An 11583-nucleotide genomic window follows, 5' to 3' on the forward strand; every position below is an offset into this window, starting at 1 on the left:
CAGGTGTGGCGAGGCGTCGGGTGGCGCGGCTCGACTCTGGTTTTCGGCGTGATCGCAGTCGGGAAGTGTATCTGCCGAACGTCCACTGACGTTAGTTTCAATCAGTATTCGACTATTTGAAGGTGTTGCGCTGAGTCCGACAGTGGCCTTTGGATGGCCTCGGATAGCTCATTAAGCGGGCGCTGGAGAAGGGCGCCTTGGGCTGATCGTCTGTAGGAATCAGTAAGGGTGTGCTCGTCAGTAGCCTTGGAAGGCTCGTCAGAAAAGACGTGCACCGCTGGCAAGAAGCCAGGTCTGACGTGGTGAAGCAGATTCGTCTGGGTCGCATGGGCGGCTTCGACGGTGAAGCATCAAGCGTATTCCGCAAATGCCATTAGCCCGGCTGAGGGCCGGGCTTGGCAGAAGCTTGCAGCGAACGTCTGTGTATTAGTACAGACGTACGGCGCGGCGCTGTTCGCGCTGAACTTTCTTGGCGTGACGCTTAACAGCAGCTGCTGCTTTGCGCTTACGCTCGGAAGTCGGCTTCTCGTAAAATTCGCGGCTACGAACTTCAGCCAGAACACCGGCTTTTTCGCAGGAGCGCTTGAAACGACGCAGAGCTACGTCGAAGGGTTCGTTCTCTTTAACTTTGACGGCTGGCATCCAGAGCTACCTTCATTCATTACCGGGGTCAACGTTCTCGTCGCAAAAATCGCGGCTGAGGTCGTCGGTTTTTAAGGGTTGCGGATGTTAACCCCTCAACGCTCGGAATGCAAAGCCTCTGATCGAAAACCGCTGGTCGGGCGCCGGAGTGGCGACTATTATGCGCGCCTTCGAATTCAGCCTCTACAAGGCGCAAACCCATGCTAGTACTGGGATTAGAAACGTCCTGCGACGAAACCGGCGTCGCGCTTTACGACAGTGAACGCGGCCTTTTGGCCGATGCGCTGTTCAGCCAGATCGACCTGCATCGTGCCTACGGTGGCGTGGTGCCGGAACTGGCTTCCCGGGATCACGTCAAGCGCATGCTGCCCTTGATCCGCCAGGTGCTGGCCGAGGCCGACTGCGTGCCGACCGAGATCGACGCCATTGCCTACACGGCAGGTCCCGGCCTGGTGGGCGCCTTGTTGGTGGGGGCTTCCTGCGCCCAGGCGCTGGCCTTTGCCTGGGGTATTCCAGCCTTGGGCGTGCACCATATGGAAGGTCACCTGCTGGCGCCCATGCTGGAAGAGCAGCCGCCGGAATTTCCGTTCGTCGCTTTGTTGGTATCTGGTGGTCATACCCAGCTGGTTCGGGTTGATGGCATTGGCCAATACGAGCTGTTGGGCGAGACCCTGGATGATGCCGCGGGCGAGGCATTCGACAAGACTGCAAAGATGATTGGCCTGAATTATCCCGGTGGTCCCGAGATCGCGCGCCTGGCCACCCAGGGCGTAGCGGGGCGTTTTGTATTTCCGCGGCCGATGACCGATCGTCCGGGGCTGGATTTCAGCTTCAGTGGCTTGAAAACCTTTGCCTTGAATACCTGGCAGCAGTGCGTCAGCGCTGGAGACGACGGTGAACAAACCCGTTGCGACATCTCCCTCGCGTTCCAGCAGGCGGTGGTGGAAACTTTGACCATCAAATGCAAGCGTGCCTTGAAGCAGACGGGCCTCAAACGGCTGGTCATTGCGGGGGGCGTGAGTGCCAACAAGGCGTTGCGTGCTTCGCTGGAAAAGATGCTCGCTGAAATGAAGGGCAATGTGTTCTACGCTCGCCCCGAATTCTGCACCGACAATGGCGCGATGATCGCCTTCGCCGGCTGCCAGCGTTTGCAGGCCGGGCAGCAGGAAAGCCTGGCAATCAGTGTGCAGGCGCGTTGGCCGATGGAGCAGTTGTCAGCCCTGTGAAGCTGCAGGGTAGAGGCTAAAGCTGAAGCTTTTTCATCGGGCGGATTCAAAAATGCCGTTCGCGCCCGGCAAACAGGTCGCGTAAATTGCCGCGGTGGCGCCAGACGATCAGTAGCGTGAGCACGCTCATCGGCAGCAGCGCCTCGGGTTCCTGCCATGCCAGCAGTGGCAAGGTCAGGGGCGTGGCGATCAGCGCAGCCAGCGAGCTGGTGCGGGTGAGATAGAAGGTTAGCGCCCAGGCGGCGACGGCCAGCAGTGCGGCCGGGGGATAAAGCCCCAGGAGCATGCCGGCGGCGGTGGCGACGCCTTTGCCGCCACGAAAGCGGAAGTACAGCGGGAACAGGTGGCCGAGGACGGCGTAGAGCCCGACCCAGGCCTGTTGTTGCAGGGAAAGCCCGGCAAGGTGAGCGATCAGCACAGGCACCAGGCCTTTGCACAGATCTCCCAGCAGGGTCAGGATCGCGAGTTTCTTGCCGGCCAGGCGCAGCATGTTGGTGGCGCCGGCATTACCCGAGCCACTCATTCGCGGGTCGGGATTACCCGTAAGGCGGCTGAGCAAAATGGCGAAGGACAGAGAGCCGAGCAGGTAGGCGAAAATCGCCAGTAACCAAAACATGCTAACTATTCCGGGCGAGGAAGCCCTGATTCTAACGGCGCATTGCGCCCTTGTCGTGCTGCGGAGAAGAGTGCTTGGACAGAGTGTTTATCGAAGGGCTGGAAGTGGACACCGTGATTGGTGCCTACGACTGGGAGCGTGGCATCCGACAGTGCCTGCGTCTTGATCTGAGCTTTGCCTGGGACAACCGGCCAGCTGCGGCGGGAGACGATCTGACACTGGCGCTGGACTACGCGAGCGTCTCCGCCCGGATCCAGGCATTTGCCGAGCAGGCCCAGTACCAACTGGTGGAAACCTTCGCCGAGCGTCTCGCCGAGGTTCTGATGAGTGAATTTCACATCCCTTGGCTGCGCTTGAAGCTGACCAAGCCCGGCGCCGTCCCGGCTGCCAAGGGTGTGGGCGTGGAGATCGAGCGCGGATGTCGCTGACTCAGGTGTTTCTGGGGCTCGGTAGCAATATCGAGCGTGAAGTTCATCTGCGGGCCGGGCTCGACGCCCTGGCCGGTTTCCTGGTGGATATGCGTTGCTCGGCGGTGTTCGAAAGCCAGCCGGTGGGGATCAAGAGTGGTCCGTTCTTCAATCTGGTGGTGTCGGGTTATACCGATCTGCCGTTGACCGAGCTGGATCGGCGCTTGAAGTTCATCGAAGCGGATAACGGCCGTTATGCTCCGGATCGCAAAGGCTTGCCGCTGGACATCGATGTCTTGTTGTACGGCGAGCTGACCGGCAATTTCGATGGGCTGATCCTGCCCCGTGCGGAGATTCTGAAGAACGCCTTTGTGCTGTGGCCGTTGTCGCTGATGGCGCCAGAGCGGGTGCATCCGTTGGCCGGCAAAAGCCTGGGGACACTCTGGCATGAGGCGCAGATCGATCAGGTGCTGGCGCCTGTGGCCTTTGAGTGGCAAGGCCGGCAACTGACGCCTCCGGCCCTGTAGCCTTGCGCTGGGCTCGGGTGCGGACAAGGCCCGAGCCTTGTCCGCGAGTTTCTCAAGACGACTGCTGTTCCTTGTAGGCCTTGATGGCCTTCAGCCTCTCCAGCCTCAGCGCTTCGCCCAGTTCCGGGCCTTTGAAGCCCTGCTCCAACAAGGGTTGCACGGCAACCGCGCGGGCCACGCTGGCTGCGCCGCGCAAGTAGTCGGCCTGGGGATAAGGTCGCGACTCCAGTCCCAGGCGGCCGCGTGCATCCATTTCGCAAGCTGCAATGAACTCCTCAAAGCGCTGCGGGCGTCGGAACACGTCGAAGCTTTGCAGCAGTTCAAGCAGTGTCGATGCTTTCAGCTCCTGTGCCTTGTGGGCGTGAGTGTGGTACTGGCCCACCAGCAGCGCCAGTTCCTGGCATTCCCGCGGTGCCTTGAAGCGCTCGTTGACGGCCTTGATCAGTTCCAGCCCCTTGTGTTCGTGGCCGATGTGCCGTGGCCATTCTTCCTCGGGTGTCACGCCTTTGCCCAGGTCGTGCAGCAGGCAGGCCCAGCGCACGCTGAGTGGTTGCTGATGCTGCGCAGCTTGTTGCAACACACTGAGGGTGTGCACGCCGGTGTCTATTTCCGGGTGGTGGGCGGGGGGCTGAGGCACTCCGAACAGAGCATCGACTTCTGGCATCAATACCGCCAAGGCGCCGCAGTCGCGCAATACCTGGATAAAGACTTGTGGCTGGTCCTCCATCAGTGCGCGGGAAATCTCTTTCCAGCTGCGCTCGGCGGTCAGGGCTTGAAGCTCGCCCGACTCACTGAGTTGACGCATCAGCTCAAGCGTTTCTGGTGCTACGCGAAAGCCCAGTTCGGCGTAACGGGCGGCGAAGCGGGCTACCCGCAGTACCCGCAGCGGGTCTTCGGCGAATGCCGGTGAAACATGGCGCAATAGGCGATCTTCAAGGTCCTTCTGGCCGCTGTAGGGATCGGTGAGCAAGCCTTGGTCATCCTCGGCCATGGCGTTGATCGTCAGGTCACGGCGAATCAGGTCCTCTTCCAGGGTGACTTCCGGGCTGGCGTGGAACGTGAAGCCGCCATAACCCCGCCCGCTCTTGCGCTCGGTACGGGCCAGGGCATATTCCTCGCCGGTTTTGGGGTGCAGGAACACCGGGAAGTCGGCGCCCACGGGGCGAAAGCCCTTGGCGAGCATGTCTTGCGCGCTGGCACCTACCACGACCCAGTCGATATCAGTGACCGGCCTGCCCAGCAGGCGATCGCGTACGGCGCCGCCGACTTTGTAAATCCGCATAAAAAAACCTCCGTTAGCGCGACAGGATAACCCTTGTCTCGCGCCTTCGGAGGCTTGTGATCGGCCTTAGAGGTGGATTACCGCCAGGTCCAGGCGGCCGTAGTCGTTTTCGCCGTGGTCGCTCCTTGGCGGGACGTGATGGGTTTTCATCACCTGATCGCCCTGCAGGGTTTCCAGGTGGATGTCGAACCCCCAGAGACGGTGCAGGTGCTTGAGCACCTCGTCGGTGGAGTCCCCCAGGGGTTTGCGATCGTGTTGCTGGTGACGCAGGGTCAGCGAGCGGTCGCCCCGACGGTCGATGCTCCAGATCTGCACGTTGGGTTCACGGTTGCCCAGGTTGTATTGCGCGGCCAGGGTTTCTCGGATGATCCGATAGCCGCTTTCGTCATGAATTGCCGGCACCAGCAGATCGTCCTTCTGGTCGTCGTCCATGATGCTGAACAGCTTGAGGTCGCGAATGACCTTGGGTGACAGGTACTGCAGGATGAAACTCTCGTCCTTGAAGCTGCTCATGGCGAACTTGATGCTCGACAGCCAGTCGGTGCCGGCCAGTTCCGGGAACCAGCGCCGGTCTTCTTCGGTGGGTTCCTCGCAAATACGCCGGATGTCGCGATACATCGCAAAGCCCAGGGCATAGGGGTTGATCCCACTGTAATACGGGCTGTCGAAGCCCGGCTGATACACCACGCTGGTATGGGAGGTGAGGAACTCCATCATGAAGCCATCGGTGACCAGGCCTTCGTCATACAGGTCGTTTATCAGGGTGTAGTGCCAGAAGGTTGCCCAGCCCTCGTTCATCACCTGGGTCTGGCGTTGCGGGTAGAAGTACTGGGCGATCTTGCGCACGATGCGCACGATCTCCCGCTGCCAAGGCTCCAGCAGAGGTGCGTGCTTTTCGATGAAATAGAGGATGTTTTCCTGAGGCTCGGCGGGGAAGCGCGCATTGTCCTTGTCGCTGTACTTGTCCGCGCCCTTGGGAATGGTGCGCCACAGGTCGTTGATCTGTTTCTGCAGGTGCTCTTCCCGGTCTTTCTGCCGACGCCGTTCTTCCTCGGCGGAAATCGGGTAGGGCCGTTTGTAGCGATCGACGCCGTAGTTCATCAACGCATGACAGGAGTCGAGCAGGTCCTCTACGGCGTCGATGCCGTGGCGTTCCTCGCATTGCGTGATGTACTGCTTGGCGAACACCAGGTAATCGATGATCGAACTGGCGTCGGTCCAGGTGCGGAACAGGTAGTTGCCCTTGAAGAAGCTGTTGTGCCCGTAGCAGGCATGGGCCACCACCAGGGCTTGCATGCAGATGGTGTTTTCTTCCATCAGATAGGCGATGCAAGGGTCGGAGTTGATGACGATTTCGTAGGCCAGCCCCATCTGGCCCCGGCTGTAGGACTTTTCGGTGCTGAGGAAATGTTTGCCGTAGGACCAATGGTGATAGCCCAGGGGCATGCCTACCGAGGCATAGGCGTCCATCATCTGCTCGGCAGTGATGACTTCGATCTGGTTGGGATAGGTGTCCAGGGCGTAGCGGGCCGCGATGCGACTTATTTCGCGGTCATAGGCCTGGATCAGCTCGAAGGTCCATTCCGAGCCGGTTGAGATGGGTTGGCGCTTCTGCTCTCTGGCGGTCATGTCACTAACCTGCGCTGGAAGAGTTCACGGAAGACCGGATAGATATCTCCGGCCGAAACCAGTTGCTGCTGGGCGAATGTGTCGGAAAAGGCCTCGGCGATGCGTTCGTATTCGAACCACAGTGCCTGATGCTCCCGTGGGGTGATTTCCACGTAGGTGTAGTACTGCACGAAGGGCATGATCTGGTTGATCAGGATATCGCGGCAGATCGGCGAGTCATCGTTCCAGTTGTCACCGTCGGAAGCCTGGGCGGCGTAGATGTTCCACTCGTTGCTCGGATAGCGCTCGGCCATGATCTCCTGCATCAATTTCAATGCGCTGGAGACGATGGTGCCGCCGGTTTCTCTGGAATAGAAGAACTCTTCCTCGTCCACTTCCCGGGCACTGGTGTGGTGGCGGATGAACACCACGTCGATCTTGTCGTAGTTGCGCTTGAGGAACAGGTACAGAAGGATGAAAAAGCGCTTGGCGATGTCCTTGGTGGCCTGGGTCATGGAGCCGGAAACGTCCATCAGGCAGAACATCACCGCCTTGGAGCTGGGGTTGGGTTGCTTCACCAGCAGGTTGTACTTGAGATCGAAGGTGTCGAGGAAGGGCACGCGGTGAATCCGTGCGCTGAGGCGCTCGATTTCCGCCTCGATTTCCTGGATATCGCCGAAATTGTCCGGTTCCTCCCGTTTCAGGCGCGCCAGTTCTTCCTTCGCTTCCCGCAGTTTGGCGCGGCTGCTGCCGGACAGAGCAATGCGCCGGGCGTGGGCCGACCGCAGGGTTCGGATGATGTTGATCCGCGCCGGATTGCCTTCGTTGCTGATCCCGGCGCGCACGGTCTTGAAGGTGTCGGTGCCGGTCAGGTTGCGTTTCACCAGGTTGGGCAGCTCCAGGTCTTCGAACATGAATTCGAGGAATTCTTCCTGGGTGATCTGGAAGACGAACTCGTCCATGCCCTCGCCGGAATTGCCAGCCTTGCCGCGCCCGCCGCCGCCCCCACCGCCGCCTTGCGGCCTGGCGATATGCTCGCCGGCAGTGAACTCCTTGTTGCCAGGGTGAACCACGGTCTGCTTGCCGCCACGGCCGTGGTGCAGCACCGGCTCGTCGATATCCCGCCCGGGAATGCTGATTTGTTCGCCATGCTCCATGTCGGTGATGGAGCGGCGGCTGACGGCCTCTTCGACGGCCTTTTTAATATGGTCACGGTAACGCCGCAGAAACCGCTGGCGGTTCACCGTGCTCTTGTTCTTGCCATTGAGACGTCGGTCGATCACATAGCTCATAGGCCCCTCCGGGGAGCTTCAAGTCGTAAGCTTCAAGCTGCAAGTGAACGTGCCGTCAGGTCCCTCAACCGGGGTCCGCCACTGTTCTCTTGCAGCTTTTAGCTAGAAGCTTGCAACTGCTTCACTGCGACTTTCTGACCCGCAGATACCATTCGGATAGCAGCCGTACCTGTTTGTCGGTGTAACCGCGCTCGACCATTCGTGTAACGAAGTCGTTGTGCTTCTGTTGATCCTCCTTGCTCGCCTTGGCGTTGAAGCTGATGACTGGCAGCAGGTCCTCGGTGTTGGAGAACATTTTCTTCTCGATGACCACCCGCAGTTTCTCGTAGCTGAGCCAGGTGGGGTTCTTGCCGTTGTTGTTGGCCCGGGCGCGCAGGACGAAGTTGACGATCTCGTTGCGGAAATCTTTCGGGTTGCTGATGCCGGCCGGTTTTTCGATCTTCTCCAGCTCCTCGTTGAGGGCCACGCGGTTGAGAATTTCTCCGGTCTCCGGATCGCGGTATTCCTGATCCTGGATCCAGAAGTCTGCATAGAGCACGTAGCGGTCGAAGATGTTCTGGCCGTACTCGCTGTAGGACTCCAGGTACGCGGTCTGGATCTCCTTGCCGATGAACTCGATGTAGCGCGGTGCCAGGTATTCCTTGAGGAAGCGCAGGTAACGCTCGCGGGTTTCCGCCTGGAACTGTTCCTGCTCGATCTGCTGTTCCAGCACATACAGCAGGTGCACCGGGTTGGCCGCGACTTCATGAGGGTCGAAGTTGAAGACTTTCGAGAGGATCTTGAAGGCAAAGCGGGTCGACAGGCCATTCATCCCCTCATCGACGCCGGCACTGTCGCGGTATTCCTGGATCGACTTGGCCTTGGGGTCGGTGTCCTTGAGGTTTTCACCGTCATAGACCCGCATCTTCGAGTAGATGTTGGAGTTTTCCGGCTCCTTGAGGCGCGAAAGCACGGTGAATTGGGCCAGCATCTTCAGGGTGTCGGGCGCGCAGTGGGCCTTGGCCAGGGAGCTGTTGAACAGCAGCTTGTCGTAGATCTTCACCTCATCGGTGACCCGCAGGCAGTACGGCACCTTGACGATATAGATCCGGTCGATGAAGGCCTCGTTGTTCTTGTTGTTGCGGAAGGTGTGCCACTCCGATTCGTTGGAGTGGGCCAGCAGGATGCCGGTGAACGGAATCGCGCCCAGGCCCTCGGTGCTGTTGTAGTTGCCTTCCTGGGTGGCGGTCAGCAGTGGGTGCAGCACCTTGATCGGTGCCTTGAACATCTCGACGAATTCCATCAGGCCCTGGTTGGCCCGGCACAGCGCCCCGGAGTAGCTGTAGGCGTCGGCGTCGTTCTGCGGGAACTCCTCCAGCTTGCGGATATCCACCTTGCCCACCAGGGCCGAAATATCCTGGTTGTTCTCGTCGCCAGGCTCGGTCTTGGCCACGGCGATCTGATTGAGTACCGATGGGTAGAGCTTGACCACGCGGAACTGGCTGATATCACCACCGAACTCCGACAGGCGCTTGGTGGCCCACGGCGACATGATGGTGTTCAGGTAGCGCCGCGGAATGCCGAAGTCCTCTTCGAGAATCGCGCCATCTTCCGTGGCGTTGAACAGGCCCAGTGGCGACTCGAACACGGGCGAGCCCTTGATGGCATAGAAGGGCACTTTTTCGATCAGCTGCTTGAGCTTTTCGGCAAGGGAGGATTTACCACCGCCCACCGGCCCCAGCAGATAGAGGATCTGTTTCTTCTCTTCCAGGCCCTGAGCGGCATGACGGAAATAGGAGACGATCTGATCGATGCACTCTTCCATGCCATGGAAGTCTTCAAAGGCCGGATAGCGGCGGATCACCTTGTTGGAGAAGATCCGCGACAGCCTCGAGTTGGTCGAGGTGTCCAGCAACTCGGGTTCGCCGATGGCCAGGAGCAGGCGCTCGGCAGCCGAGGCATAGGCGCTGCGATCCTTTTTGCACAGCTCCAGGTATTCCTGCAGTGAAAACTCTTCCTGGCGTGTGGATTCGAAGCGTTGTTGGAAGTGGCTAAAAATACTCATGACGTCACCTCGCTCGATACGTGGAGCCGGCGTCGGATCAGTCAGTCAAGTGCTGGCATGCAACTGAGTTTCCAGCTGCTGTTTACCCCCCAGAACACTTCCAAAGCTATCGACCTTGAAAGCTAGTACCGATGACCCGCTCGCCGGTGTACCGGCTCTCCCCTGATTTGGATGGCCTGAGGCTAAGGATAGTTCGGAATCGGGGAGGTCAAGGCGAGATGGGGAATTAGTTGCCCACTACCGTTCGTCTGGTGCAGCGTCAGCCCACGTAGTACGCGGGCTAGGGCTTCAGAAAAAAATTATTCAGGCTTGCCCTGGGCGGTTTCCGCCGGGTAAGTGTTGCGCCACAGTTCGAAGCCGCCGTCCAGGCTATAGACGTCCGAAAAGCCCTGACTGACCAGGTAGGCTGCCGCGCTCTGGCTCGAGTTGCCGTGATAGCAGACCACCACCAGCGGAGCGTCCAGGTCGGCGCCGCGGATGAAGTCTGAAATGGAGTGGTTGTCCAGGTGCTGCGAGCCGCTGATGTGGTTCAGGGCGTAGGTTTGCGGGTCGCGGATATCCACGACCACGGCACCTTGTTCGCGCAGGGCCTGGGCCTGTTCTGGAGGGATGCGTTTGAATTCGCTCATGGCGGGCTCCTGGAGCTTTATCGTCAGCGCCGACTAGCGCTTTGCCAGTGTCGGCAAGGGTTCGGGGGAAAGGGGCGTGGCATGGCCGTGGGCATCGCAGTTGCAGGTCAGGCGTGCGCCGCTGTCGACATTCAGCAGGGTCATGCTCCCGCCCCAGACGCAGCCGCTGTCCAGGGCGAAGATGCCGGGTTCGTTGCAATGGCCTTCCAGGGCTGCCCAGTGGCCGAAGATGATCTTCAGGTCCCGAGTCTTGCGTTCCTTGTGACTGAACCAGGGGGCGTAGCCCGGTGGCGCGGTATCCAGGCCTTCCTTGCTCTTGAGGTCCAGCTTGCCTTCGCTGGTGCAGAAGCGCATGCGAGTGAAGTAGTTGGTGATGACCCGCAGGCGGGTCACGCCTTTGAGGTCGCTGTCCCATTTCGCCGGGTCGTTACCGTACATACCGTCGAGGAAGGGCTCCAGGAGGTTGTCGTCGCGCAATGCCTCTTCGACCTCGGCAGCGCACTTCAGGGCTTTTTTCAGCGACCACTGTGGGGCAATGCCAGCATGGACCATGGCGATGTTGCGGGTTTCGTCGTAGTGCATCAGTTTCTGCTGGCGCAGCCACTGCAACAGCTCCTCGCAGTCCGGGGCCTCGAGGATCTCGCGCAAGGTGTCGGACTTCTTCAGGCGCTCGATATTGCGCCAGGCCGCCAGCAGGTGCAGGTCATGATTGCCCAGCACGCAGGTCAGCGAGTCGCGGATCGAATACAGGTAGCGCAGGGTTTCCAGCGACTGTGGGCCTCGGTTGACCAGGTCGCCCACCAGCCACAGGCGATCCCGTGCAGGGTCGAAGGCGACTTGTTCGAGCAGGCATTGCAGGGGTTCCAGGCAGCCTTGCAGGTCGCCGACGGCGTAGGTCGCCATCAGTGCAGGGCTCCGGGGACCGCCAGGCGGAAAGGCGCAATGATGGCGTCGAACTGTTTGCCGTCCTCCGCCAGCATCTGGTAGCTGCCTTGCATGTTGCCGACTCGGGTGGTCATTACTGTGCCGCTGCTGTAGGTGTGGCTTTTGCCCGCGGCGATCAGCGGTTGCTGGCCAACGACACCGGCGCCGCGGACCTCCTCGACATGCCCGTCACCGTCGGTGATCACCCAGTGCCGTGACAGCAGCTTGGCTGGAAGCGATCCATTGTTCTGCACGGTGATGGTATAGGCGAAAGCGAAGCGATTGTGCTCGGGTTGCGATTGGTCGGCCAGAAAGCGGGTGACGACGCTGACATCGACCTGATAACGAGGATCGGACATGCAAGAGGCCTTTAAAGCAAAGCGGGG

12 protein-coding genes are annotated in these 11583 nt (G+C 60.1%); 3 read left to right on the forward strand and 9 right to left on the reverse strand.

Annotated elements, in window-relative coordinates:
* Window positions 1-426: 426 nt before the first annotated feature.
* Entirely contained in the window at window positions 427-642 is a 216-nt protein-coding gene (rpsU, locus tag LXM55_RS27825; protein ID WP_002551877.1) for a 30S ribosomal protein S21, read from the reverse strand.
* Window positions 643-842: 200 nt separating this feature from the next.
* On the opposite strand from rpsU, the gene tsaD reads away from it, so the two are divergent.
* A complete protein-coding gene (gene tsaD / locus LXM55_RS27830; protein WP_233323334.1) occupies window positions 843-1868 on the forward strand; it encodes a tRNA (adenosine(37)-N6)-threonylcarbamoyltransferase complex transferase subunit TsaD in 1026 nt (341 codons plus the stop codon).
* A 46-nt stretch (window positions 1869-1914) separates the two neighbouring features.
* Here the strand turns inward: tsaD and plsY are convergent, their stop codons facing one another.
* On the reverse strand, window positions 1915-2484 hold the full coding sequence (plsY, locus tag LXM55_RS27835; protein WP_233323335.1) for a glycerol-3-phosphate 1-O-acyltransferase PlsY: 570 nt from the start codon (window positions 2482-2484) through the stop codon (window positions 1915-1917).
* Between the two features lie 74 nt (window positions 2485-2558).
* Between plsY and folB the strand changes: the two genes are divergently transcribed.
* Together folB and folK are read left to right on the forward strand one after the other, a co-directional pair.
* Window positions 2559-2912 carry a dihydroneopterin aldolase gene (gene folB, locus LXM55_RS27840; protein WP_233323336.1) on the forward strand — a complete coding sequence of 118 codons (354 nt, stop codon included), beginning with the start codon at window positions 2559-2561 and terminating at the stop codon, window positions 2910-2912.
* A complete protein-coding gene (gene folK / locus LXM55_RS27845; RefSeq protein WP_233323337.1) occupies window positions 2903-3418 on the forward strand; it encodes a 2-amino-4-hydroxy-6-hydroxymethyldihydropteridine diphosphokinase in 516 nt (171 codons plus the stop codon). The genes folB and folK overlap by 10 nt, the downstream gene beginning before the upstream one ends.
* Before the next feature lie 52 nt (window positions 3419-3470).
* Here the strand turns inward: folK and LXM55_RS27850 are convergent, their stop codons facing one another.
* From LXM55_RS27850 to apaG, 7 genes are all read right to left on the reverse strand, one after another.
* The gene (locus LXM55_RS27850) at window positions 3471-4700 is read right to left on the reverse strand and encodes a multifunctional CCA addition/repair protein (RefSeq protein ID WP_233323338.1); all 1230 of its coding nucleotides are present in this window, start codon (window positions 4698-4700) and stop codon (window positions 3471-3473) included.
* A gap of 66 nt (window positions 4701-4766) precedes the next feature.
* On the reverse strand, window positions 4767-6329 hold the full coding sequence (locus LXM55_RS27855) for a SpoVR family protein (RefSeq protein ID WP_233323339.1): 1563 nt from the start codon (window positions 6327-6329) through the stop codon (window positions 4767-4769).
* The gene (locus LXM55_RS27860) at window positions 6326-7600 is read right to left on the reverse strand and encodes a YeaH/YhbH family protein (protein WP_233323340.1); all 1275 of its coding nucleotides are present in this window, start codon (window positions 7598-7600) and stop codon (window positions 6326-6328) included. The genes LXM55_RS27855 and LXM55_RS27860 overlap by 4 nt, the downstream gene beginning before the upstream one ends.
* 121 nt (window positions 7601-7721) lie before the next feature.
* Entirely contained in the window at window positions 7722-9644 is a 1923-nt protein-coding gene (locus LXM55_RS27865) for a PrkA family serine protein kinase (protein ID WP_233323341.1), read from the reverse strand.
* 299 nt (window positions 9645-9943) lie between these two features.
* Entirely contained in the window at window positions 9944-10273 is a 330-nt protein-coding gene (glpE, locus tag LXM55_RS27870) for a thiosulfate sulfurtransferase GlpE (protein WP_233323342.1), read from the reverse strand.
* Between the two features lie 33 nt (window positions 10274-10306).
* Entirely contained in the window at window positions 10307-11176 is an 870-nt protein-coding gene (locus tag LXM55_RS27875) for a symmetrical bis(5'-nucleosyl)-tetraphosphatase (RefSeq protein WP_233323343.1), read from the reverse strand.
* The gene (apaG, locus tag LXM55_RS27880; protein ID WP_233323344.1) at window positions 11176-11556 is read right to left on the reverse strand and encodes a Co2+/Mg2+ efflux protein ApaG; all 381 of its coding nucleotides are present in this window, start codon (window positions 11554-11556) and stop codon (window positions 11176-11178) included. Before apaG ends, LXM55_RS27875 begins: the two co-directional genes overlap by 1 nt.
* Between the last annotated feature and the right edge of the window lie 27 nt (window positions 11557-11583).

Source organism: Pseudomonas sp. Au-Pse12, assembly GCF_021341665.1.
Classification (GTDB): domain Bacteria; phylum Pseudomonadota; class Gammaproteobacteria; order Pseudomonadales; family Pseudomonadaceae; genus Aquipseudomonas.